Source organism: Salmonella sp. SAL00672 (assembly GCF_046552175.1).
GTDB lineage: Bacteria > Pseudomonadota > Gammaproteobacteria > Enterobacterales > Enterobacteriaceae > Salmonella > Salmonella enterica.
Genome location: NZ_JBGDUQ010000001.1, coordinates 748991 through 773360, shown reverse-complemented (window position 1 = coordinate 773360; position 24370 = coordinate 748991). Strand labels below are relative to the sequence as shown.

Sequence of the window (24370 nt, the reverse complement as noted above, 5' to 3'; positions counted from 1 at the left end):
TTTGACAGGCCTCGTATCGGCCTGTCAGGATATACTCGCGAGTGGAAATATCAGGGCGTTATGCCGCTTCTCCGGGAAGATGCCCCTGAGAGTGACTCTGATAGATTACATCCAGGTTGGGATGATGCCACAGGCTGGCTGGCGTCACCGTCTTACGATCCCACGGGATTGAACCTAAAAACCAGAACTTCCAGAAGGTGAGTTTTGCATCAGGATTGCTGTGAAGTAATTCTTCGAATGTCTCAATATCGCCTACCGGAATACACAATGCTTCTTTATTGATATCAAACACAAATTTCGAGCAGAACTGGCGCGATGACTCATATTTAAACCCCGTGTGATAAAACTTATTCAGCCGGGCGGGAACCTGTTCCATGATGGCGAGTTTCTGTTCGACCGTCAGGCCGCCGCACAGGCGACGAACCGCGTAACGTTGTCCGGCTGAACGTTGTATAAACAGTGACAGCGTGGTGACGGTTGAGAGGGGGACGCGACTTTCCGCCACCAGATAGTCATCACCATTATGACCAATAATAATCCCAACATGGTTGCTCCAGCACTGTGAAGCGGTGGATATCTGGCCGAAAAGCGCGGCACCTATACAGGTAAAGACGATATCCCCGGTTTCATATTGGACAGAATAATGTTTTTTCATCTCTGCATTCCATTATTTGAAATAAATTCCTTTTATTTATTCTACAGGGTAGTTAGCATTATACCAGATAAATGACAAGCCTTAGTGTCATCGAAATATGTATGGTGAATATTTCATTTATTGGAATTAATGTCGCAAATATATTTGGGGGGGATTAAGGTGGTAAATTTCTCATCATCTGATCTCTCATATTGACAGGGAGTATGACGTGGTTGATGATAAACCAATGAGAATAGGTTGGGTATTTTATTTTTCTTATATTTTTGTTGCTATTATCTTTCATCTGTTTATTAGTTTTTGTTATTGTTTGAGTATTGATATGGCAGAGGCTAATACTGTTGTTTTTTTATTAAAGCCAGGGACGATTTCATTATTATTTTTGCTTCTCCCTGCCAGGCGGTTCAGGACCAGACTGTTGGCAACATTGAGTTCAGTTTTCATTACCTTAGTATTTAACCAGTGGCATTTGGTTGCCGGGAATAAAGAACTGGTTTTGTGCCTGCAGGCAGCGTGCTTTATGGCTTTCCTGGCTATGACATCGGTAAAAAAATCCGGGTGGATGATTAGCGCATCATTATTTTTGGTTTGTGCGGCCGGAACGATTCGCCAGTGCTGGCTGGAACAGCTGTTTAACGCTGCCGATATATATATTGTTGATGATGGGCGGAGCTGTGGCTCCAGCGGCCACTGCTTCCAGTATATTGCAGCAAAAGGCCGTGGGTTAGCAGCAAAACGACAGGCACTTTTTAGTAGCGAAGAGTATGTGAATATTTATTATAGTTATTCAGAAGGGATGCCAGCCGTGAATTTCGATGGCATGAAAAATGAGTTTGTACAATATTTATTGTGTCATGGCGAATTAAAATCTGTTGCGCGCGACGATAAAACAACATGCGATTAAATTCAGCGCTAGTGGTTAATATTATTAAATCTATTCTCGGGTCTGTTTTTTTGGAGGCCCGATGTTCCGCTGTTGGCATTCGTACTGGATACATTATTAGTGTTATCAGGATACTCATTATTGAAGACTACCGAACGTGCGCCACGGCATGTTGGCAAAAAGTTGTTCGCGTAGGACGCAAAAAGTTGTCAATGAGTGTACGACTTATTTTGTACGCAGCGGGGAGCGTACCCGTCGTTAACCATCGCGGGTTGTCGGAGTAGAGAAATATCGGGATACGTGTTTTTCATCTGGATAAACATCCAGTCTTTTTTTATGATAGTGCATTATCTTTTCAGCCCTTTACGCAGGAGCGTCATGTGATAGGCAGACTCAGAGGCATTATTCTCGAAAAACAACCCCCGATCGTGCTGCTGGAGACAGGGGGCGTAGGCTATGAAGTACATATGCCTATGACCTGCTTTTACGAGCTGCCGGAGGCCGGGCAGGAGGCAATCGTCTTCACCCACTTTGTGGTGCGTGAAGATGCGCAGTTGCTGTACGGATTCAACAATAAGCAAGAGCGCACGCTGTTTAAAGAGCTAATTAAAACGAATGGCGTCGGGCCTAAGCTGGCGCTGGCGATTCTCTCCGGCATGTCGGCGCAACAGTTCGTCAATGCGGTTGAGCGCGAAGAGCTTGGCGCACTGGTGAAGCTGCCGGGTATCGGCAAGAAAACCGCCGAAAGGCTGATTGTCGAAATGAAAGACCGCTTTAAAGGGCTACATGGCGATCTCTTTACGCCAGCGGTCGATCTGGTATTGACATCGCCGGCCAGCCCAACCTCGGAAGATGCAGAACAAGAAGCAGTTGCTGCGCTGGTGGCGCTGGGTTATAAACCGCAAGAAGCCAGTCGGATGGTAAACAAGATCGCCCGTCCGGATGCAAGCAGTGAAACACTGATTCGCGACGCGTTACGCGCCGCGTTATGAGGTAAAGGATGATAGAAGCAGATCGCCTGATTTCAGCAGGCGCCACGATCGCAGAAGACGTCGCCGATCGCGCCATTCGCCCGAAGTTATTGGCGGAATATGTCGGCCAACCGCAGGTGCGCTCCCAGATGGAGATCTTTATTCAGGCGGCAAAACGGCGTGGCGACGCACTAGATCACTTGCTGATTTTCGGCCCGCCAGGGTTAGGTAAAACGACTCTGGCGAATATCGTTGCCAATGAAATGGGCGTCAATCTCCGAACCACGTCCGGCCCGGTGCTGGAAAAAGCAGGCGATCTGGCGGCTATGCTCACCAATCTTGAACCGCATGATGTGCTGTTTATTGATGAGATTCACCGGCTTTCACCGGTGGTGGAAGAGGTACTCTATCCGGCGATGGAAGATTACCAGTTGGATATTATGATTGGCGAAGGGCCTGCCGCACGTTCAATTAAGATCGATCTGCCGCCGTTTACGCTCATTGGCGCGACGACGCGCGCCGGGTCGTTAACGTCCCCGCTACGTGACCGTTTTGGTATTGTGCAGCGCCTGGAGTTCTACCAGGTGCCCGATCTGCAGCACATCGTCGGGCGCAGCGCAAGGCACATGGGGCTTGAGATGAGCGATGACGGCGCGCTGGAAGTGGCGCGTCGGGCGCGCGGTACGCCGCGTATAGCCAACCGTCTGCTCAGACGTGTGCGTGATTTTGCTGAGGTGAAGCATGACGGGGCTATTTCAGCGGAAATTGCCGCGCAGGCGCTGGATATGCTGAACGTCGATGCGGAAGGATTTGATTATATGGATCGCAAGCTACTGCTGGCGGTTATTGATAAATTCTTCGGTGGTCCGGTGGGACTGGATAACCTGGCGGCGGCGATTGGCGAAGAGCGTGAAACCATTGAGGACGTGCTGGAGCCGTATCTGATTCAGCAAGGCTTTTTGCAGCGCACGCCGCGTGGGCGTATGGCAACGGTGCGCGCCTGGAACCACTTTGGTATTACGCCGCCAGAGATGCCTTAACGCCTGAAGTCGCTGCGCTCATCAGACCAGGGCGATTTTGTAGGCCCGGTAAGCGCAGCGTCACCGGGCAACACACGCTTAGCTTGCCTGCTTTTTCATCATACTGAAGATAAACAGCAGCGCGGCACATAGCACTACGGATGGCCCTGCCGGGGTATCATAAAAGGCTGAGAAGGTCAGTCCACCTGTAACCGCTATCATACCTACACCAACGGCGACGCCCGCCATCTGCTCCGGCGTACGGGCAAAGCGACGCGCGGTTGCGGCGGGGATAATCAGCAGCGACGTAATGATCAGCGCTCCGACAAACTTCATCGCCACACCAATGGTTAACGCTGTTACCAGCATCAATAGTAGCTTCACGCGCTGTAACTTCACGCCATCGACAAAGGCAAGATCCGGACTGATAGTCATTGACAGCAAGTTGCGCCACTGCCAGAAGAGAATGGCCAGCACAATAACGACCCCAATAGCGATCGAGATAAGATCTTCCGGCGTGACGGCCAGCAAATCGCCAAACAGATAAGCCATTAAATCAACGCGGACGTTGGACATCAGGCTGACCACGACCAGTCCTAAAGATAAAGCGCTGTGCGCCATAATGCCCAGTAAGGTATCAATCGCGAGGTGAGGGCGCTTCTCCAGCCATACCAGACCGGCGGCCAGCAGCAGCGTAACGGCGATTACCGCATAAAAGGGGTTAACGTCCAGCAACAGGCCAAACGCCACGCCCAGAAGCGACGCGTGAGCCAGCGTATCGCCAAAATAGGACATCCGACGCCAGACCACAAATGAGCCCAAAGGACCAGCGGCGCAGGCCAGCATCATCCCGGCCAGCCAGCCGGGCAGTAATAATTCAATCATGAGTGACCATTTCCCCGGCGCAGTACAATACGACCCTGTAAATCGTGGCGATGATTATGATGATGGCGATAAATCCCTAATTGCTCCGCGCCTCGCGGGCCAAACATAGAGATAAATTCCGGATGCATAGACACCACTTCCGGCGCGCCGGAACAGCAAATATGATGGTTCAGGCATAACACTTCATCCGTCTTTGCCATGACCAGATGTAGGTCATGCGACACCATCAGCACAGCGCAATCGAGTTCACGGCGCAGCTGATCGATAAGGTCGTATAACGCGACCTGGCCGTTGACATCCACGCCTTGCGTCGGCTCATCAAGTACCAGCAACTGCGGCCTGTTAAGCAGAGCACGCGCCAGCAGTACGCGCTGTGTCTCACCGCCGGAGAGTTTTTGCATGGGCGCGTCAATCAAATGTCCGGCCTGAACGCGTTTAAGCGCCGGGAGAATATCCGTTTTTTGCGTGCCGGGACGTAAACGTAAAAATCGGTTTACCGTCAGCGGAAGCGTGGTATCGAGATAGAGCTTTTGTGGGACATAGCCGATACGGAGTTGCCCGTTGCGCTTGATCACCCCTTCATCAGGGGCTACCAGTCCTAAAACCACGCGTACAAGCGTTGACTTCCCCGCGCCGTTAGGGCCGAGAAGCGTTAAAATTTTTCCGGGGCTCAATTCAAGCGACACGTCAGAGAGGACGCGGCGTTGACCAAATGAGACCGAGACGTTTTCCAGTGAAACTAAACTTGTCATGTTAATTTTAGGCTTGCAGAAGTGATAGAATGTTATAATATCACATTTCACATATTCATTACGATGATTAGTCGCATTATGTTACAGAAAAATACGCTTCTTTTCGCAGCATTATCCGCCGCGCTTTGGGGGAGTGCAACCCAGGCTGCCGACGCCGCCGTTGTCGCTTCGCTTAAACCGCTTGGGTTTATCGCTTCCGCCATTGCTGATGGCGTTACGGATACACAAGTATTACTTCCGGATGGGGCTTCCGAGCATGATTATTCATTGCGTCCATCAGACGTAAAACGCTTACAGGGCGCGGACTTAGTCGTCTGGGTTGGCCCGGAAATGGAAGCCTTTATGGAGAAGTCGGTCAGGAATATTCCTGATAATAAGCAGGTTACCATTGCGCAACTTGCCGATGTAAAACCGTTACTCATGAAGGGCGCGGATGATGATGAGGATGAACATGCGCATACGGGCGCCGATGAGGAAAAAGGTGACGTACATCACCATCACGGCGAATATAACATGCATCTTTGGCTCTCCCCAGAGATAGCGCGGGCTACAGCGGTTGCAATCCATGAAAAATTAGTGGAACTTATGCCGCAAAGTCGAGCCAAACTCGACGCCAACCTGAAGGATTTTGAGGCACAATTAGCCGCAACCGATAAACAGGTCGGTAACGAGCTCGCGCCGCTCAAGGGGAAAGGGTATTTCGTTTTTCATGACGCCTACGGTTACTACGAAAAACACTACGGACTCACCCCGCTCGGTCACTTTACCGTGAACCCTGAGATACAACCTGGCGCGCAGCGTTTACATGAAATAAGAACACAGTTGGTTGAGCAAAAAGCAACCTGCGTTTTTGCTGAGCCACAATTCAGGCCAGCGGTCGTGGAAGCCGTGGCGAGAGGGACATCCGTTCGAATGGGAACACTGGACCCCCTCGGGACGAACATTAAACTGGGTAAAACAAGCTATTCAGCGTTTTTAAGCCAATTAGCCAACCAGTATGCGAGCTGCCTGAAAGGAGATTAACGAGGAAGTGAATACGTGCAACAGATAGCCCGCTCTGTCGCCCTGGCATTTAATAATCTGCCCCGACCCCACCGCGTTATGCTGGGGTCACTTACCGTTCTGACACTGGCCGTCGCCGTATGGCGGCCCTATGTTTACCACCCAGAATCCGCACCAATCGTTAAAACTATTGAACTGGAGAAAAGCGAGATTCGTTCCCTCTTACCGGAGGCCAGCGAACCCATCGATCAGGCCGCGCAGGAAGATGAAGCTATTCCTCAGGATGAGCTGGACGATAAAACCGCAGGCGAAGTCGGCGTCCATGAATACGTCGTCTCCACAGGCGATACGTTAAGCAGCATTCTGAATCAGTACGGCATCGATATGAGCGATATTAGCCGACTTGCCGCTTCTGATAAGGAGCTGCGCAATCTGAAAATTGGCCAACAGCTTTCCTGGACACTGACCGCCGATGGCGATTTACAGCGTCTGACATGGGAAGTCTCCCGCCGTGAAACGCGTACCTACGATCGCACTGCCAACGGTTTTAAAATGAGCAGTGAAATGCAGCAGGGGGACTGGGTCAACAGTCTGCTGAAAGGTACGGTAGGGGGTAGCTTTGTCGCCAGCGCGAAAGAGGCCGGTTTAACCAGCAGCGAAATCAGCGCAGTGATAAAAGCCATGCAGTGGCAGATGGATTTTCGCAAGCTGAAAAAGGGCGATGAATTTTCGGTTCTGATGTCGCGCGAGATGCTGGATGGCAAGCGTGAACAGAGTCAGTTGTTGGGCGTGCGGATGCGTTCCGATGGTAAAGATTACTACGCCATTCGCGCCGCTGACGGTAAATTCTATGACCGTAACGGTGTTGGCCTGGCGAAAGGCTTTTTACGCTTCCCGACCGCCAAACAGTTCCGCATCTCCTCCAACTTCAATCCGCGTCGTCTGAACCCGGTTACCGGACGCGTTGCGCCGCATCGTGGCGTTGACTTTGCGATGCCGCAGGGTACGCCGGTGCTGTCGGTGGGGGATGGCGAGGTCGTGGTCGCTAAACGTAGCGGCGCTGCCGGTTACTACATTGCGATTCGTCATGGACGCACCTACACCACACGTTACATGCACTTGCGTAAGCTGCTGGTGAAACCGGGGCAAAAAGTGAAACGTGGCGATCGTATTGCGCTTTCTGGTAACACCGGGCGTTCCACAGGGCCGCATCTGCATTATGAGGTATGGATCAACCAGCAAGCCGTTAACCCTCTGACAGCAAAATTGCCGCGCACGGAAGGTCTGACGGGGTCAGATCGTCGTGAATACCTGGCACAGGTGAAAGAGGTTCTGCCGCAACTGCGCTTCGATTAACAAATGCGCTGACAGAGCCGGTACGCGATGTGTGCCGGCTTTTTTGTTTTGTGTGAGACGCAGACGTCGCTACACTATTCACAATTCCTTTTCGCGTCAGCAGACCCTGGAAAAGCATGGAAACCAAAAAAAATAATAGTGAGTATATCCCTGAATTCGAAAAATCCTTTCGCTATCCGCAGTATTGGGGCGCCTGGTTGGGCGCGGCGGCAATGGCGGGGATCGCATTAACACCGGCATCATTCCGCGACCCTTTGCTGGCGACGCTGGGGCGTTTTGCCGGACGGCTGGGGAAGAGTTCTCGTCGCCGGGCGCTAATTAATCTGTCATTGTGCTTTCCGCAGCGTAGCGAAGCTGAACGCGAAGCGATTGTCGATGAGATGTTCGCCACCGCGCCGCAGGCAATGGCGATGATGGCTGAGTTGGCGATGCGCGGTCCGAAAAAAATTCAACAGCGTGTTGACTGGGAAGGTCTGGAGATTATCGAGGAGATGCGTCGTAACGACGAAAAAGTCATTTTTCTCGTACCGCATGGCTGGGGCGTCGACATTCCAGCCATGCTGATGGCCTCTCAGGGGCAAAAAATGGCGGCGATGTTTCATAATCAGGGTAATCCGGTTTTTGACTATATCTGGAACACCGTGCGTCGGCGTTTTGGCGGACGTTTGCATGCGCGCAATGACGGGATTAAACCCTTTATTCAGTCTGTTCGTCAGGGCTACTGGGGTTACTACCTGCCGGACCAGGATCACGGCCCGGAGCATAGTGAATTCGTTGATTTCTTTGCGACATACAAAGCAACGCTGCCTGCGATTGGTCGGCTGATGAAAGTGTGCCGCGCACGCGTGATACCGCTTTTCCCGGTGTATAATGGTAAAACGCATCGCCTGACTATCCAGATTCGCCCGCCAATGGACGATCTGCTCACGGCTGACGACCACACTATCGCCAGACGGATGAACGAAGAGGTCGAAATTTTTGTCGGCCCGCATCCGGAACAGTACACCTGGATCCTGAAGCTGCTCAAAACCCGCAAGCCAGGCGAGATTCAGCCGTATAAGCGTAAAGATCTTTATCCTATCAAATAAATAAAGCCTCTCGTAAGAGAGGCTTTATGCTGACAAACCCTGTACTACCTGATGAACAGGCGTGGAGGAGTTTTACTCAACGGTCAAAATACGCGTGGTATTGGTTGAACCGACGGTGCTCATGACATCGCCCTGAGTCACGATAACCAGGTCGCCGGAAACCAGATACCCTTTATCGCGCAGCAGATTAACAGCTTCATGCGCCGCGACAACGCCATCAGCCGCGCTATCAAAATGCACTGGCGTTACTCCGCGGTAGAGCGCGGTCAGGTTCAGCGTGCGTTCATGGCGCGACATGGCGAAAATCGGCAGGCCGGAGCTGATACGGGAAGTCATTAGCGCGGTACGACCGGATTCCGTCATGGTGATGATCGCGGTAACACCTTTCAGATGGTTTGCCGCATACATCGCAGACATGGCAATGGCTTCTTCAACGTTGTCGAACTGCACGTCGAGACGGTGTTTAGACACATTGATGCTGGGGATTTTTTCTGCGCCCAGGCAGACGCGCGCCATTGCGGCAACGGTTTCAGAAGGATACTGACCGGCTGCGGTTTCGGCAGACAGCATAACCGCATCCGTGCCATCCAGGACGGCGTTCGCCACGTCCATCACTTCCGCACGGGTCGGCATCGGGTTGGTGATCATCGACTCCATCATCTGCGTTGCGGTGATGACTGCGCGGTTTAGCTGACGCGCACGGCGAATCAGCGCCTTCTGGATACCAACCAGCTCCGGATCGCCGATTTCAACGCCCAGGTCGCCACGTGCGACCATCACAACGTCAGAGGCCAGAATGATATCGTCCATGGCGTTTTGATCGCATACCGCTTCGGCGCGTTCGACCTTAGCCACAATTTTCGCGTCGCAGCCGGCGTCGCGCGCCAGGCGGCGTGCATAGTTCAGATCTTCGCCGCAGCGCGGGAAGGATACGGCCAGATAGTCAACGCCTATCAGCGCAGCGGTTTGAATATCGGCTTTATCTTTTTCGGTCAGCGCTTCAGCAGAAAGTCCGCCGCCGAGCTTGTTAATGCCTTTATTGTTAGACAGCGGGCCGCCGACGGTGACCTCGGTAAAGACTTTCATGCCCTGGACTTCAAGCACTTTCAACTGCACTCGACCATCGTCAAGCAGCAGAATATCGCCAGGAACGACGTCTGCCGGCAACCCTTTGTAATCAATGCCGACTTTTTCTTTATCGCCTTCGCCTTTACCCAGGTTAGCGTCTAACAGAAATTTATCCCCGATATTGAGGAACACTTTGCCTTCTTTAAAAGTGGAAACGCGAATTTTTGGCCCTTGCAGGTCGCCTAAAATAGCCACATGACGCCCCAATTTGGCGGCAATCTCACGGACTTTATCAGCACGCATTTTATGATCTTCCGGCGAGCCGTGAGAGAAGTTCATACGTACTACGTTTGCGCCCGCGGCGATAACCTTCTCAAGGTTGTTATCGCGGTCAGTTGCCGGGCCTAACGTGGTAACGATTTTGGTTCTGCGAAGCCTTCTGGACATGTAATACTCCGTTGACTAAAACAACTTGGTGTTGCGTGAACATTGATCCGGTCGTTCTGAAACCTTAACGGTATAAAATGAACGTCCCCGGATGACGAAAAGGGTAGAACATTGTTATTGCTTTTAGCGGTCATCACTCCTGATGAGTAATTCTTTATCAAAACGCGATTCCTTGAGCGCTTCCTTGACACGCTTCAAGTTATCTCTGAATTTCGCCCCGCGACGCAAAGTAAATCCCGTTGCCAGCACATCTATCACGGTCAGCTGAGCAAGTCGAGAGACCATGGGCATATAAATGTCTGTATCTTCCGGTACGTCGAGGGTAATGGCCAGCGTGGCTTCGCGCGCCAGCGGCGTTCCAGCGGAGGTCAGGGCGATCACCATCGCATCGTTTTCCCGCGCCAACTGCGCCAGTTCCACCAGGCTCTTGGTTCTGCCAGTATGCGAAATGAGCACGACGACGTCATCATCGTTACAATTCATACAGCTCATCCGTTGCAGCACGATATCGTCGGAGTAAATCACCGGCACATTGAAGCGAAAAAACTTATTCATGGCGTCATGCGCGACCGCGGCGGAGGAACCAAGGCCAAAAAAGGCGATTTTTTTTGCCTGGGTCAGTAAATCGACCGCGCGGTTGACGGCCGATTTATCCAGCGATTGACGAACATGGTCGAGACTGGCCATGGCGGACTCGAAGATTTTTCCTGTATAGGCCTCGACGCTGTCATCTTCATCCACATTGCGATTAACATAGGGGGTGCCATTTGCCAGACTTTGCGCCAGATGCAGTTTAAAATCAGGAAAGCCGCGGGTATTCATGCTGCGACAGAAACGGTTCACCGTTGGCTCGCTAACGTTAGCTTCCTGGGCCAGCATGGCAATGCTTAAGTGAATCGATCTGCCTGGGGCGGCCAGAATAACATCGGCGACTTTTCGTTCAGATTTGCTTAAATGTTCCAGTTGAGACTGGACTTTTTCCAGCATATTCATGATTAGCAAGGCTCATGGGTATTAGCGATTTCAATGATGCGCGAAACCGAGCGCGTTTTGTTAGATATTACTCCTGGCGGCTGTCAAAGGGGGCAAAATGGCTAAAAAAGGTGTCGTTTTTTTTCATTACATGACCGACGTCGGATTTTAAGTTCCAGCTTGTGTGGAAAAGCGACAATTTTATTAGGCGTTTTGCCGATTATATTGCCAATCAAACGCCGGTTCACCCATGAAAAGGCGTTTACGGTTTCCGTAATCTCGTAAAAGCAGTACAGTGCTGTGTAATAAAATTACAACGATATCCTGGCTAAAGTACCAGGAGATTAACTGAGGAGAATGACATGGCGGTAACGCAAACAGCCCAGGCATGTGACCTGGTCATTTTCGGCGCGAAAGGCGACCTGGCGCGCCGGAAACTGCTGCCTTCCCTGTATCAGCTTGAGAAAGCCGGCCAGATCCATCCGGATACCCGTATCATTGGGGTGGGGCGCGCGGACTGGGATAAAGAAGCCTATACCCACGTTGTGCGTGAAGCGCTGGAAACCTTCATGAAGGAAAAAATTGATGAAGGCTTGTGGGATACGCTGAGCGGCCGTCTGGATTTTTGTAATCTTGACGTTAACGATACGCCTGCGTTTAGTCGCCTGGGCGATATGCTGGATCAAAAAAACCGCACCACCATTAACTATTTTGCGATGCCGCCCAGCACCTTTGGCGCTATTTGCAAAGGGTTAGGAGAGGCTAAACTCAACGCCAAACCGGCGCGCGTCGTGATGGAAAAACCGTTGGGTACTTCGCTGGCGACCTCGCGTGAGATTAACGATCGGGTCGGCGAATACTTTGAAGAGTGCCAGGTATATCGTATCGACCACTATCTGGGTAAAGAAACGGTTCTCAACCTGCTGGCGCTGCGTTTTGCCAACTCGTTATTCGTTAATAACTGGGATAACCGCACTATCGATCACGTTGAGATTACCGTAGCGGAAGAGGTGGGGATTGAAGGGCGCTGGGGATACTTTGACCAGGCCGGTCAGATGCGCGATATGATCCAGAACCACTTGCTGCAAATTCTCTGCATGATTGCCATGTCACCGCCGTCTGACCTGAGCGCCGACAGTATTCGCGATGAAAAAGTCAAAGTGTTGAAATCGTTGCGCCGTATTGATCGCTCCAACGTGCGTGAAAAAACGGTTCGTGGTCAATACACCGCGGGCTTTGCGCAGGGTCAAAAGGTGCCGGGCTATCTGGAAGAAGAGGGCGCGAATAAAAGCAGCAACACCGAAACTTTCGTCGCGATCCGCGTCGACATTGATAACTGGCGTTGGGCGGGCGTGCCATTCTATCTGCGCACCGGCAAGCGTCTGCCAACCAAGTGCTCTGAAGTCGTGGTTTATTTCAAGACGCCTGAACTGAATCTCTTTAAAGAGTCCTGGCAAGACCTGCCGCAGAACAAATTGACGATTCGCCTGCAGCCGGATGAAGGCGTAGATATTCAGGTGCTTAACAAAGTACCGGGGCTGGATCATAAGCATAATCTGCAGATCACGAAGCTTGATCTGAGCTACTCCGAGACCTTTAATCAGACGCACCTGGCGGATGCATATGAGCGCCTGCTGCTGGAAACGATGCGTGGCATTCAGGCGCTGTTTGTCCGCCGTGACGAAGTGGAAGAAGCCTGGAAGTGGGTGGACTCCATTACCGAAGCATGGGCGATGGACAACGACGCGCCGAAGCCGTATCAGGCGGGCACCTGGGGACCGGTAGCGTCCGTGGCGATGATTACCCGTGACGGTCGTTCGTGGAATGAGTTTGAGTAAATTTGCCACTCACTCTTAGGTGGTATTTTACCGGTAACATGATCTAACACAGATTGTAGAATCATTTTTGCACTTTTAAGCCTCGTGTGGATTCACCTGCGAGGCTTTTTTTATTACACTGCCTGAAACGATTTTGCCCCATTATCCCCGGACATCATGTATTTCACTGTCTTTCCACATTGATGAAACGCATGGTAAACCCGGTAGCCGGACAGATAAATTTCAGGAGCCTCTATGAATCCTAATTTGTTACGCGTAACACAGCGCGTTGTCGAACGCTCGCAGCAGACCCGAAAAGCCTATCTTGCCCGCATTGAGCAGGCGAAAACCGCCACGGTCCACCGATCTCAACTGGCCTGCGGCAACCTGGCGCATGGCTTCGCCGCCTGTCAGCCAGAGGACAAAGCCTCGCTGAAAAGTATGTTGCGCAATAATATCGCCATTATTACCTCCTACAATGACATGCTCTCTGCGCATCAACCGTATGAACATTATCCGCAGATTATTCGTCAGGCCCTGCATTCCGTGAATGCGGTAGGTCAGGTCGCAGGCGGCGTACCGGCAATGTGCGATGGCGTTACGCAAGGTCAGGATGGCATGGAGTTGTCATTACTCAGCCGCGAAGTGATAGCTATGTCGGCAGCAGTAGGCCTCTCTCACAATATGTTTGACGGCGCGTTATTCCTCGGCGTATGCGACAAAATCGTTCCGGGGCTGGCGATGGCCGCGCTCTCTTTTGGTCATTTACCCGCGATTTTTGTTCCGTCAGGCCCGATGGCGAGCGGCCTGCCGAATAAAGAAAAAGTCCGTATTCGTCAGCTATATGCGGAAGGAAAAGTAGACAGAATGGCGCTGCTGGAGTCAGAAGCCGCCTCTTACCATGCGCCGGGCACCTGTACATTTTACGGCACCGCCAACACCAACCAGATGGTGGTGGAGTTTATGGGAATGCAGTTGCCGGGTTCTTCGTTTGTGCATCCGGATGCGCCGCTGCGCGAGGCATTGACTGCCGCTGCCGCACGTCAGGTAACACGTCTTACCGGCAACGGCAATACGTGGATGCCGCTCGGTAAAATGATCGACGAAAAAGTCGTGGTGAACGGCATTGTCGCGCTGCTGGCTACCGGCGGCTCCACCAACCACACCATGCATCTGGTTGCAATGGCGCGCGCGGCGGGCATTCTGATCAACTGGGATGACTTCTCGGATTTGTCGGAAGTGGTTCCGTTGATGGCGCGTCTGTACCCGAACGGTCCGGCGGACATTAACCACTTCCAGGCGGCGGGCGGCGTACCGGTATTGATGCGTGAGCTGCTCAATGCCGGATTGCTGCACGAAGACGTTAATACTGTCGCAGGCTTCGGCCTGAAACGCTATACGCTGGAGCCCTGGCTCAACAACGGCGAGCTGGACTGGCGTGAAGGCGCGGAAAGGTCACTGGATAACGATGTCATTGCCTCTTTTGATAAGCCGTTCTCTCCTCACGGCGGTACTAAGGTGCTAAGCGGTAATCTGGGGCGCGCAGTAATGAAGACGTCTGCGGTACCGGTTGAAAACCAGATCATTGAAGCGCCTGCCATGGTATTTGAAAGTCAGCATGATGTGCTGCCTGCGTTTGACGCGGGCCTGCTTGACCGGGATTGTGTCGTTGTCGTGCGTCATCAGGGACCAAAAGCGAATGGAATGCCAGAATTACATAAACTCATGCCGCCACTTGGTGTATTATTGGACCGCCGTTTCAAAATCGCGTTAGTTACTGATGGACGACTTTCAGGCGCTTCGGGTAAAGTGCCTTCAGCTATCCACGTAACGCCGGAAGCCTACGATGGCGGCTTACTGGCAAAAGTGCGCGATGGCGACATCATTCGCGTGAATGGGCAGACAGGTGAGTTAACTCTGCTGGTCGACGAGGCGGAACTTGCCGCTCGTCAGCCTCATATTCCGGACCTGAGCGCGTCGCGCGTCGGAACGGGGCGTGAGTTGTTTGGCGCGCTGCGCGAAAAGCTGTCGGGTGCGGAGCAGGGCGCAACCTGTATCACTTTTTAAGATGACACACTAGTAATCAGGCGAGAGAAGAATTCCGATGAAAAACTGGAAAACAAGTGCAGAAGCAATCCTGACCACCGGCCCGGTTGTCCCGGTCATTGTAGTCAATAAACTGGAGCACGCGGTGCCGATGGCTAAAGCGCTGGTGGCCGGGGGCGTTCGCGTTCTGGAAGTGACTTTACGTACGGCCTGCGCGATGGATGCTATTCGCGCTATCGCTAAAGACGTGCCGGAAGCGATTGTCGGCGCCGGAACCGTTCTCAATCCGCAGCAGTTGGCGGAGGTGACGGAAGCGGGCGCGCAGTTTGCGATTAGCCCGGGACTGACTGAGCCACTGCTGAAAGCCGCGACGGCAGGCACTATCCCATTGATTCCCGGTATTAGCACCGTTTCTGAACTGATGTTGGGCATGGACTATGGTCTGAAAGAGTTCAAATTCTTCCCGGCGGAAGCGAATGGCGGCACTAAAGCGTTGCAGGCGATTGCCGGTCCGTTCTCTCAGGTACGTTTCTGCCCAACCGGCGGCATCTCTCCGGCAAACTATCGTGACTATCTGGCGCTGAAAAGCGTGTTGTGCATCGGCGGTTCCTGGCTGGTGCCGGCCGACGCGCTGGAAGCGGGTGATTACGATCGCATCACCAAACTGGCGCGCGAAGCGGTAGAAGGCGCGAAACAGTAAGCCGTTAAATGCCCGATGGCGCTTGCTTATCGGGCTTACGAGTGGCGATCAGGCAGGTCTGATAAAAATGCGCTAACGTCGCCATCAGGCGATGGCGCATTAGCCTTTTACCGTCACGCGGCTGGCGGCCTTTTTCGCTCTTATCACCGCTTCTTCAACGTTTTCACCTGTCGCTAACGCTACACCAAGACGACGGCTGCCGTCGATCTCAGGCTTACCAAACAGCCGTACCTGCACTCCGGCCCCTACCGCCGCGTGTACATTATCAAACGTCACATTTTGACTGGTAAGCTGCGGCAGAATCACGGCCGAGGCAGCGGGACCATACTGGCGAATAGCGCCTATGGGCATTCCCAGAAAGGCGCGCACATGCAGCGCAAACTCAGAAAGATCCTGAGAAATCAACGTGACCATTCCGGTATCGTGCGGGCGAGGGGAGACTTCGCTGAAAATGACTTCATCGCCACAGACGAAGAGTTCAACGCCGAACAGGCCATGCCCGCCTAACGCTAGTACCACATGACGCGCAATCTCTTGCGCCCGCTTCAGCGCCAGTTCGCTCATCTGCTGTGGCTGCCAGGATTCGCGATAGTCGCCATCTTGCTGACGATGACCGACTGGCGCGCAGAAATGCACGCCATCGACGGCGCTAACGGTGAGCAGCGTAATTTCAAAATTAAATTTAACCACACCTTCCACAATCACGCGACCCGCGCCAGCGCGTCCGCCCTGTTGAGCATACTCCCATGCCTGCGCGAGCTGTTCGGCCGAGCGGATAAAGCTCTGGCCTTTGCCGGAAGAGCTCATGACCGGTTTGACGATGCAAGGAAAACCCACTGCGGCTACCGCATCATGAAAACTGGCCTCACTGTCGGCAAAGCGATACGTCGATGTCGGCAGACCTAATTCTTCTGCGGCCAGGCGACGGATCCCTTCGCGGTTCATCGTGAGCTGCGTTGCACGGGCGCAAGGCACGACATTCAGCCCTTCGTCCTCCAGCTCACGCAGCGTATCGGTGGCGATCGCTTCTATTTCCGGCACGATATAATGCGGTTTTTCCTCTGTAATCACATGACGTAGCGCCTCGCCGTCCAGCATATTAATGACGTGTGAACGGTGAGCCACATGCATGGCGGGAGCATCAGGATAGCGATCGACGGCGATAACCTCGATCCCCAGGCGTTGGCATTCAATCGCCACCTCTTTTCCCAATTCACCTGCCCCTAATAACATCACCCGCGTTGCTGCCGGACGCAGCGCAGTGCCTAATAGCGTCATATTTCTGTCCCCTTATTTACCTGCGCGCAGTATATACGAAAACGTTTGCGTATGTCTTTTCGAATAGATTGCTTTTCTTGCTGTCTTGCAATATACTGTATATAAACACAGGTAAATAAGGGGCTGCAAAATGGCGGTTGAAGTTAAATACGTAGTCATTCGCGAGGGTGAGGAGAAGATGTCATTTACCAGTAAAAAGGAAGCCGACGCCTGGGACAAAATGCTCGATACTGCCGATCTTCTTGATACCTGGCTTGAGCAGTCGCCAGTCGTGCTGGAAGATGGGCAGCGCGAGGCGTTGTCGCTGTGGCTGGCGGAACATAAAGAGGTGTTAAGTACTATCCTCAAAACCGGTAAGTTGCCTTCTCCGCAGGCGGTTGAAAAGGACGCCGCGAGTAAAACGAAAAAGCAAGCCGCCTGAACCCGTACTTGCGCTCCCGGCGTTTTGTACCATGCTTTTCCTGAATCATTGTGCTAAGGAGAAAAGTATGAATAAAAGAGGAGCGTTGTTGAGCCTGCTACTGTTATCCGCCAGCGTATCGGCATTTGCGGCATCCACCGAGAGTAAATCGGTTAAGTTTCCGCAGTGTGAAGGGCTGGATGCCGCCGGGATTGCGGCAAGCGTGAAGCGTGACTACCAGCAAAATCGTATCGTGCGGTGGGCCGACGACCAAAAAAAGGTCGGGCAGGCTGACCCGGTCGCGTGGGTTAATGTGCAGGACGTTGTAGGTCAAAATGATAAATGGACAGTTCCGCTAACTGTTCGCGGTAAAAGCGCCGATATTCATTATCAGGTCATCGTTGATTGCAAAGCCGGCAAGGCGGAATATAAGCCCCGCTAGCAGCGTAATTTGCGCTTCTTTTGCCGGAACAGACAATTCCTGACATCCCCTCAGGTACGCTTGACCATTATTGGTCTGTATTTGAGGGGTACTATGGCTAACTGGTTGAACCAATTACAATCACTTCTTGGGCAAAAAGGCGCTTCTGCATCGCCTTCCGGTGAACAGGGGTTAAATAAACTGCTGGTTCCCGGCGCGCTGGGCGGTTTGGCTGGACTGTTGGTCGCCAATAAGTCTTCGCGCAAATTATTAACCAAATACGGTACTGGCGCTTTGCTGGTGGGCGGCGGCGCGGTGGCGGGTTCCGTATTGTGGAATAAGTACAAAGATAAAGTACGCGCCGCGCATCAGGGGGAGCCGCAATTCGGCAGCCAAAGTACGCCGCTGGATGTTCGCACTGAGCGACTGATCCTGGCGCTGGTTTTTGCTGCAAAAAGCGATGGGCATATTGATGCCAAAGAACGCGCGGCGATTGAGCACCAACTGCGAGAATCAGGTGTGGAAGAGCAAGGGCGTGTGTTTATCGAGAAAGCTATTGAGCAGCCGCTTGATCCACAACGTCTGGCACAGGGCGTTCGTAATGAAGAAGAAGCCCTGGAACTCTACTTCCTGAGCTGTGCCGCCATTGATATTGACCACTTTATGGAACGTAGCTATCTGAATGCGTTAGGAGACGCGCTAAAAATTCCTCAAGAGGTTCGGGACGGTATCGAGCAGGACTTGCAGCAGCAAAAACAAGCGCTACCAGGCTGATAACCTGCCATTAAGTAACATGTTTCGCTTGCATCATGCGTGTCTTTTGCCACCCTTATAGGATGGATAGTTTACATCATTCATGTTGCAAGATAGCGGCGAAGCAGTGACATCTCAGGCGCTTACCGAGGTGAGCGACCGGGACTACCATGCTACGTCGCTGTGTTTGCCGCGTGATATATAACAAATATTAACGCAAAAGAAAAAACGACATGTTGCCAAAAGCCAATCGAATTCCCTATGCCATGACCGTACATGGCGATACGCGCATTGATAATTATTACTGGCTGCGAGATGACACTCGCTCGCAGCCGGAAGTCCTTGATTACCTGCATCAGGAAAATGAGTATGGCCGGAAGGTCATGTCCTCTCAGCAGGCGTTACAGGACCGCATTCTAAAAGAAATTATCGATCGCATCCCGCCCAGAGAAGTTTCCGCTCCGTATGTGAAAAATGGCTATCGCTACCGTTATATCTATGAACCCGGCTGCGAATATGCCATCTATCAACGACAATCGGCGTTAAGCGAAGAGTGGGATGTGTGGGAAACCTTGCTCGATGCGAACCAGCGGGCCGCGCACAGCGAATTTTATACGCTCGGCGGACTTGCCATTACGCCGGATAATACCATCATGGCGCTGGCAGAAGATTATTTATCCCGTCGTCAGTATGGGTTGCGTTTTCGTAACCTCGAAAGCGGTAACTGGTATCCGGAACTGCTGGATAACGTTGCGCCTGAATTTGTCTGGGCCAATGATTCCCTGACCCTTTACTATGTGCGTAAGCATAAGAAGACGCTGCTGCCCTATCAGGTTTGGCGGCACACGATTGGCACTCCGTCATCGCAAGATGAACTGGTATATGAAGAGAAAGACGACACCTTTTATGTCAGCCTGCATAAAACCACTTCGCAGCATTATGTGGTAATTCATCTTGCCAGCGCCACCACTAGCGAAGTGCTATTACTTGACGCGGAACTGGCCGATGCCGAGCCGTTTTCATTCTTACCGCGCCGCAAAGACCACGAATATAGTCTCGATCACTATCAACATAAGTTTTACCTGCGCTCTAACCGGAACGGTAAAAACTTTGGGTTGTACCGTACCCGCGTGCGCAATGAAAACGCCTGGGAAGAGCTGATCCCTCCGCGCGAGCATATTATGCTGGAAGGGTTTACCCTGTTTACCGACTGGTTAGTGGTCGAAGAGCGTCAACGGGGGCTTACCAGCCTGCGGCAAATTAACCGTAAAACCCGTGAAGTGATAGGCATTGCCTTTGACGATCCGGCTTACGTGACGTGGCTTGCCTATAATCCCGAACCTGAGACCTCCCGGCTGCGTTACGGCTATTCTTCAATGACGACGCCAGATACCTTGTTTGAACTGGATATGGATACCGGAGAACGACGGGTACTTAAACAGACGGAAGTGCCTGGGTTTGATTCTGGCTGTTATCAGAGCGAACACCTGTGGATCACCGCACGCGACGGCGTCGAAGTGCCGGTATCGCTGGTTTATCATCAGAAGTATTTTCGTAAAGGGCAAAATCCGCTTCTGGTTTACGGCTACGGATCTTACGGTTCCAGTATTGACGCCGACTTCAGCAGCAGCCGACTGAGCTTGCTGGATCGTGGCTTTGTTTACGCAATCGTACACGTTCGCGGCGGCGGTGAGCTGGGGCAGCAGTGGTATGAAGATGGCAAATTCCTCAAAAAGCGGAATACTTTTAATGACTATCTTGATGCCTGCGATGCCTTATTAAAACTGGGTTACGGTTCACCGTCGCTGTGTTATGGGATGGGCGGGAGCGCGGGCGGAATGCTAATGGGCGTCGCTATCAACGAACGCCCCGAGCTTTTCCACGGCGTTATTGCCCAGGTGCCCTTTGTTGATGTATTAACCACGATGCTGGATGAGTCGATCCCATTAACGACAGGGGAGTTTGAAGAGTGGGGGAACCCGCAGGATATTGAGTATTATGACTATATGAAAAGCTATAGTCCTTATGACAATGTCAAAGCGCAGGACTATCCGCACCTGCTGGTGACGACAGGATTGCACGATTCCCAGGTGCAATACTGGGAACCGGCGAAGTGGGTGGCAAAATTACGCGAGCTAAAAACGGACCAATGTCTGCTGCTGTTATGTACGGATATGGACTCCGGGCACGGTGGTAAGTCGGGGCGGTTTAAATCCTACGAAGGCGTCGCGCTGGAGTTCGCCTTTTTAATCGGCCTGGCGCAGGGAACCTTACATAGCGCATAGACGCGCGCGCCCGCAACGGCTTGTGAGCGTCGCGGGTTATTGTGGTGTTCCATTGCTGCGTTGCTCGCCAGCCTGAACATCGTCCAGGTAGTGTTTAAGCGTCAGGCGAAGTTCCGGGCTCATATTATCAAGGTTATTAAAAAGCCAGCGTAAATAGCCCGGATCGCGTTTTGCGACTTCAGATACCGCCTTACCGCGGTATTTACCGAACGAGAAAGTGGTTAACAGCGCAGGACGGCCCGTGATATTGACCATCTCTTCCGCGGTCCAGCCGGTGGTTCGCATAATATCAATCAGCAAGGCGGCGGTGATATAGCAATCATAAAGCGCCCGGTGATGATGCAGCCCCGGTGGCGTTTGTACGCTTAGTTTGCGCGATTTATAGAGCGCCATATTGCTGTATTTTATTCCCGGCCACAGGCGTCGCGACAACTTCATGGTACAGATCCACTCACCCGGCAATTCAGGTAATACGCGTCTGTCGAAACTGGCATTGTGAGCGACATACCACTCACTACCGTAATAAAGCGGTATGACATCTTCAATCCACGGCTTATCGGCGACCATGGCTTCGGTAATACGGTGTATCGCCATCGCCTGCGGCGTAATAGGGCGATCGGGGCGTATCAGGTGACTCATGGGATTGACAATGTTGCCATCAATGACATCTACAGAGGCTATCTCTACGATCCCGCCCTGCAGCCCGCAGGTTTCCGTGTCTATAATCCGCAACATGATTCATTCCTCACCGAAAGACCTTAGCGTAATGGAATGATATCGCCTTGCCAACCCTCGGTTGTGCGCAGACCCGTCAGTAATAGCGAACCGCAATCGGCACGAACAATAAGTTGCCCGCTTTCATCCCACAGCGCGCTACTGCCACAGGCATTGGCCATCAGTACGGCCAGCGCATATTTATGCGAAAAACGTTGTAAGCGTGAGGTAGAAGCATGGAGTTCAGGTTCGTTAAGACATTGACTGGTTGTGAATAACGTAAATGAGGGATCTATATCACCACCTTCTGGCTGCTCATCCACCACGTTGATAGCGCTTCGCTGCCTGGCAATACAGGCGCCATGACTTTTGTGAAACATGAGCGGCGACGTTAGCCATGGGGCAAAAATAGCGATGCCTTTTACGAAGCGGCAGTTATGCTCAACAGGCATACCCACAATGATAGTCATATGGTGGGTATCGGCCGCATGAGTGAGCGGCTGTAAAAGCGCCTCGTCAGGCGGGGCGGGCAACGGTTTATTTCTTTCGTCGCAGCCTAATAGCGACAGCGACGGAAAGACCAGCAGTTCGCACTGTTGACGAGCCGCAAGCTCAATATATTCCAGATGATGGGCGACATGCTCCGCCGGCGAGGCGTTCAGGGGCGCATACTGCGCAGCAGCAATTTTCCAGGAGGACATAATGACTTCCTTTTCATAGTCTCTACAGCCATTCTAAAAAGCATAGGTTAAGAATCGCCTTATAATGTAGTCGTCTGCATGTAAGGAAGTGTAACGCTATATAATTTTTATTTAACTTTGGGTTCGTAAGGGAGTCGGGATAGTGATACGGAAGCCAGACGATGGGCAATCAGCCGCTCACGAAACCAGGCGCGTAGATGCTCTGGCTGCTCACGTTCTACCGCCTCCGCGACAACTGGCATATTGTAGCGCTCTTTAAATGCCACCCCGGCTGCCGCCAGGTCCACATTGACTTTATCCATTTCCGCTTGTTCAAGCTGAGCCAGATTTGTTTTCATACGTGTCTCCTTTTTTGTTGCCGCCAGAAGGTACTAAGAGTCCGCGGTAATGGCAAGATGGAAATGATGATCCTCGACTCATTGATTGTTGAAGGTTATTCTTTGTAACGTAGGTATAACAAAAAGGAATAGTGAATATGGCTTCTTCTGCACCATCGCGACGTTTAGCTTTACTGCTGCTGGCATCGACATTTGTGACGCCAGCGGCCTGGGCACATGCGCACCTGACGCATCAGTATCCAGCGGCGAATGCTGCCGTTACGGCCTCGCCACAGGCGCTGACTCTGAATTTCTCTGAAGGGATTGAGCCAGGGTTCAGCGGCGCAACCATTACTGGCCCTCAGCAAGAGCTCATCAAAACGCGCCCGGCAAAGCGAAATGAACAGGATAAAACGCAGTTGATTATCCCGCTTGAGCAGCCGTTAAAATCTGGCGCTTACACGGTAGACTGGCACGTTGTGTCGGTGGATGGACATAAAACAAAAGGGAAATACACCTTCAGCGTGAAATAAATGATGCTGACATTCGTCTGGATAACTCTCCGATTTATTCATTTTGCTAGTGTGATGCTGGTCTACGGCTGCGCGCTTTACGGCGCCTGGCTGGCACCCGCATCAATTCGTCGTTTAATGACGCGTCGATTTTTACATCTGCAACGACATGCCGCCGCCTGGAGCGTTATCAGCGCGGCTTTTATGCTGGCGATTCAGGGCGGACTGATGGGCGGCGGCTGGCCCGATGTTTTTTCCGTCTCGGTGTGGGGCGCGGTACTGCAAACCCGCTTTGGTGCGGTCTGGATATGGCAAATTATCCTCGCGCTGGTCACGCTGGCGGTGGTAGTCATTGCGCCGGTAAAAATGCAACGACGGCTTCTTATTCTCACCGTTGCTCAGTTTATCCTGCTGGCAGGCGTTGGACATGCGACGATGCGCGACGGTGTAGTGGGAACATTACAGCAGATTAACCATGCTCTGCATTTACTCTGTGCCGCAGCCTGGTTTGGTGGGCTGTTGCCAGTGGTTTATTGTATGCGCATGGCTCAGGGACGCTGGCGTCAACATGCTATTAGCGCCATGATGCGTTTTTCTCGTTATGGTCACTTTTTTGTGGCGGGCGTATTGCTCACAGGCATTGGCAACACGCTATTTATCACGGGATTTACCGCTATCTGGCAGACCACCTATGGACAGTTGCTTTTGTTAAAATGTGCGCTGGTCGTGCTTATGGTAGCAATTGCGCTGACGAATCGGTATGTTCTCGTACCACGTATGCGACAGGAAAATCCCCGGACTGACCTATGGTTTGTCAGGATGACGCAAATTGAATGGGGAGTTGGAGGCATAGTTCTGGCGATCGTCAGCCTGTTTGCAACCCTCGAACCTTTTTGATGGACTGGCATAACGAATGAAAAAAATACTCCTTCCGGCGCTTCTGCTGGCCACTTCGGGCGTAGCGTTGGCTGCGCCGCAGGTGATTACCGTAAGTCGTTTTGAAGTAGGAAAAGACAAGTGGGCGTTTAATCGGGAAGAGGTCATGTTGACCTGTCGGCCTGGCCAGGCGCTCTATGTGATCAACCCCAGTACGCTGGTGCAGTATCCCTTGAATGCCATTGCCGAACAGCAAGTAGCGGAGGGTAAAACGCGTGCTCAGCCTATTGCCGTCATTCAAATCGATAACCCGGCGAAGCCCGGTGAGAAAATGAGTCTGGCGCCGTTTATCGAACGTGCGGAAAAGCTTTGTGATCCATCCAATAGCTGACTGATTTTTAATAAAAAACCGTAAACCTTCACGAAAAGGCTTACGGTTTTTTTATCTCTGATGA

The 24370-nt window shown here is 52.2% G+C and carries 25 protein-coding genes; 16 read left to right on the top strand and 9 right to left on the bottom strand.

Annotated features, from left to right (window positions below; genetic code table 11):
- Positions 1-58: 58 nt before the first annotated feature.
- Positions 59-655 carry a YebB family permuted papain-like enzyme gene (locus ACLJTG_RS04005; protein WP_198898148.1) on the bottom strand — a complete coding sequence of 199 codons (597 nt, stop codon included), beginning with the start codon at positions 653-655 and terminating at the stop codon, positions 59-61.
- Between the two features lie 208 nt (positions 656-863).
- Here ACLJTG_RS04005 and ACLJTG_RS04000 point away from each other — a divergent pair, with 208 nt between their 5' ends.
- From ACLJTG_RS04000 to ruvB, 3 genes are all read left to right on the top strand, one after another.
- Entirely contained in the window at positions 864-1556 is a 693-nt protein-coding gene (locus tag ACLJTG_RS04000; protein WP_000227321.1) for a hypothetical protein, read from the top strand.
- 359 nt (positions 1557-1915) lie between these two features.
- On the top strand, positions 1916-2527 hold the full coding sequence (gene ruvA, locus ACLJTG_RS03995; protein ID WP_000580334.1) for a Holliday junction branch migration protein RuvA: 612 nt from the start codon (positions 1916-1918) through the stop codon (positions 2525-2527).
- Between the two features lie 8 nt (positions 2528-2535).
- A complete protein-coding gene (gene ruvB / locus ACLJTG_RS03990; protein WP_000568508.1) occupies positions 2536-3546 on the top strand; it encodes a Holliday junction branch migration DNA helicase RuvB in 1011 nt (336 codons plus the stop codon).
- A gap of 78 nt (positions 3547-3624) precedes the next feature.
- On the opposite strand, the gene znuB is transcribed toward ruvB, so the two are convergent.
- Together znuB and znuC are read right to left on the bottom strand one after the other, a co-directional pair.
- Positions 3625-4410: a zinc ABC transporter permease subunit ZnuB gene (gene znuB, locus ACLJTG_RS03985; RefSeq protein WP_000571508.1), complete on the bottom strand. Its 786-nt coding sequence runs from the start codon at positions 4408-4410 to the stop codon at positions 3625-3627.
- A complete protein-coding gene (gene znuC / locus ACLJTG_RS03980; protein ID WP_000203023.1) occupies positions 4407-5162 on the bottom strand; it encodes a zinc ABC transporter ATP-binding protein ZnuC in 756 nt (251 codons plus the stop codon). Before znuC ends, znuB begins: the two co-directional genes overlap by 4 nt.
- A 78-nt stretch (positions 5163-5240) precedes the next feature.
- Between znuC and znuA the strand changes: the two genes are divergently transcribed.
- The 3 genes from znuA to lpxM all read left to right on the top strand — a co-directional run bounded on the left by znuA (position 5241) and on the right by lpxM (position 8608).
- Positions 5241-6185 carry a zinc ABC transporter substrate-binding protein ZnuA gene (znuA, locus tag ACLJTG_RS03975; protein ID WP_000939597.1) on the top strand — a complete coding sequence of 315 codons (945 nt, stop codon included), beginning with the start codon at positions 5241-5243 and terminating at the stop codon, positions 6183-6185.
- A gap of 15 nt (positions 6186-6200) precedes the next feature.
- Entirely contained in the window at positions 6201-7520 is a 1320-nt protein-coding gene (gene mepM, locus ACLJTG_RS03970; RefSeq protein ID WP_001184028.1) for a murein DD-endopeptidase MepM, read from the top strand.
- A 116-nt stretch (positions 7521-7636) separates the two neighbouring features.
- A complete protein-coding gene (lpxM, locus tag ACLJTG_RS03965) occupies positions 7637-8608 on the top strand; it encodes a lauroyl-Kdo(2)-lipid IV(A) myristoyltransferase (protein WP_000448401.1) in 972 nt (323 codons plus the stop codon).
- 72 nt (positions 8609-8680) lie between these two features.
- Here lpxM and pyk read toward each other — a convergent pair whose 3' ends face one another.
- Together pyk and ACLJTG_RS03955 are read right to left on the bottom strand one after the other, a co-directional pair.
- On the bottom strand, positions 8681-10123 hold the full coding sequence (gene pyk, locus ACLJTG_RS03960; RefSeq protein WP_000091156.1) for a pyruvate kinase: 1443 nt from the start codon (positions 10121-10123) through the stop codon (positions 8681-8683).
- A gap of 123 nt (positions 10124-10246) precedes the next feature.
- The gene (locus ACLJTG_RS03955) at positions 10247-11116 is read right to left on the bottom strand and encodes a MurR/RpiR family transcriptional regulator (protein WP_001056719.1); all 870 of its coding nucleotides are present in this window, start codon (positions 11114-11116) and stop codon (positions 10247-10249) included.
- A gap of 341 nt (positions 11117-11457) precedes the next feature.
- Between ACLJTG_RS03955 and zwf the strand changes: the two genes are divergently transcribed.
- The 3 genes from zwf (at position 11458) to kdgA (ending at position 15658) form a co-directional block, all read left to right on the top strand.
- The gene (gene zwf / locus ACLJTG_RS03950; RefSeq protein WP_000301711.1) at positions 11458-12933 is read left to right on the top strand and encodes a glucose-6-phosphate dehydrogenase; all 1476 of its coding nucleotides are present in this window, start codon (positions 11458-11460) and stop codon (positions 12931-12933) included.
- Between the two features lie 234 nt (positions 12934-13167).
- Positions 13168-14979, top strand: coding sequence for a phosphogluconate dehydratase (gene edd, locus ACLJTG_RS03945; RefSeq protein ID WP_001524363.1), 1812 nt, complete (start codon positions 13168-13170; stop codon positions 14977-14979).
- A 37-nt stretch (positions 14980-15016) separates the two neighbouring features.
- Complete coding sequence (kdgA, locus tag ACLJTG_RS03940; RefSeq protein ID WP_000800494.1) at positions 15017-15658, top strand: bifunctional 4-hydroxy-2-oxoglutarate aldolase/2-dehydro-3-deoxy-phosphogluconate aldolase; 642 nt, start codon at positions 15017-15019, stop codon at positions 15656-15658.
- Positions 15659-15757: 99 nt separating this feature from the next.
- On the opposite strand, the gene purT is transcribed toward kdgA, so the two are convergent.
- The gene (purT, locus tag ACLJTG_RS03935; RefSeq protein WP_079951057.1) at positions 15758-16936 is read right to left on the bottom strand and encodes a formate-dependent phosphoribosylglycinamide formyltransferase; all 1179 of its coding nucleotides are present in this window, start codon (positions 16934-16936) and stop codon (positions 15758-15760) included.
- A 130-nt stretch (positions 16937-17066) separates the two neighbouring features.
- Here purT and yebG point away from each other — a divergent pair, with 130 nt between their 5' ends.
- From yebG to ptrB, 4 genes are all read left to right on the top strand, one after another.
- The gene (yebG, locus tag ACLJTG_RS03930; protein WP_000257723.1) at positions 17067-17357 is read left to right on the top strand and encodes a DNA damage-inducible protein YebG; all 291 of its coding nucleotides are present in this window, start codon (positions 17067-17069) and stop codon (positions 17355-17357) included.
- Positions 17358-17424: 67 nt separating this feature from the next.
- Entirely contained in the window at positions 17425-17778 is a 354-nt protein-coding gene (gene yebF / locus ACLJTG_RS03925; RefSeq protein WP_001042123.1) for a protein YebF, read from the top strand.
- 93 nt (positions 17779-17871) lie between these two features.
- A complete protein-coding gene (locus ACLJTG_RS03920; RefSeq protein ID WP_000024709.1) occupies positions 17872-18531 on the top strand; it encodes a tellurite resistance TerB family protein in 660 nt (219 codons plus the stop codon).
- Between the two features lie 212 nt (positions 18532-18743).
- Positions 18744-20795: an oligopeptidase B gene (gene ptrB, locus ACLJTG_RS03915; protein ID WP_001648967.1), complete on the top strand. Its 2052-nt coding sequence runs from the start codon at positions 18744-18746 to the stop codon at positions 20793-20795.
- Between the two features lie 36 nt (positions 20796-20831).
- Here the strand turns inward: ptrB and exoX are convergent, their stop codons facing one another.
- The 3 genes from exoX to ACLJTG_RS03900 form a co-directional block, all read right to left on the bottom strand.
- On the bottom strand, positions 20832-21530 hold the full coding sequence (exoX, locus tag ACLJTG_RS03910) for an exodeoxyribonuclease X (RefSeq protein WP_000944284.1): 699 nt from the start codon (positions 21528-21530) through the stop codon (positions 20832-20834).
- 23 nt (positions 21531-21553) lie between these two features.
- Positions 21554-22210, bottom strand: coding sequence for a carbon-nitrogen hydrolase family protein (locus ACLJTG_RS03905; RefSeq protein ID WP_000100249.1), 657 nt, complete (start codon positions 22208-22210; stop codon positions 21554-21556).
- Between the two features lie 107 nt (positions 22211-22317).
- A complete protein-coding gene (locus tag ACLJTG_RS03900; RefSeq protein ID WP_000856224.1) occupies positions 22318-22548 on the bottom strand; it encodes a DNA polymerase III subunit theta in 231 nt (76 codons plus the stop codon).
- A 137-nt stretch (positions 22549-22685) separates the two neighbouring features.
- Between ACLJTG_RS03900 and yobA the strand changes: the two genes are divergently transcribed.
- Genes yobA through ACLJTG_RS03885 form a run of 3 tightly spaced genes read left to right on the top strand, consistent with a single transcriptional unit; the run spans position 22686 to position 24306 of the window.
- Positions 22686-23060 carry a CopC domain-containing protein YobA gene (gene yobA, locus ACLJTG_RS03895; RefSeq protein WP_000168395.1) on the top strand — a complete coding sequence of 125 codons (375 nt, stop codon included), beginning with the start codon at positions 22686-22688 and terminating at the stop codon, positions 23058-23060.
- Complete coding sequence (copD, locus tag ACLJTG_RS03890; protein ID WP_000979706.1) at positions 23061-23936, top strand: copper homeostasis membrane protein CopD; 876 nt, start codon at positions 23061-23063, stop codon at positions 23934-23936.
- A 16-nt stretch (positions 23937-23952) separates the two neighbouring features.
- Positions 23953-24306, top strand: coding sequence for a YebY family protein (locus ACLJTG_RS03885; protein WP_000722367.1), 354 nt, complete (start codon positions 23953-23955; stop codon positions 24304-24306).
- Positions 24307-24370 lie beyond the last annotated feature (64 nt).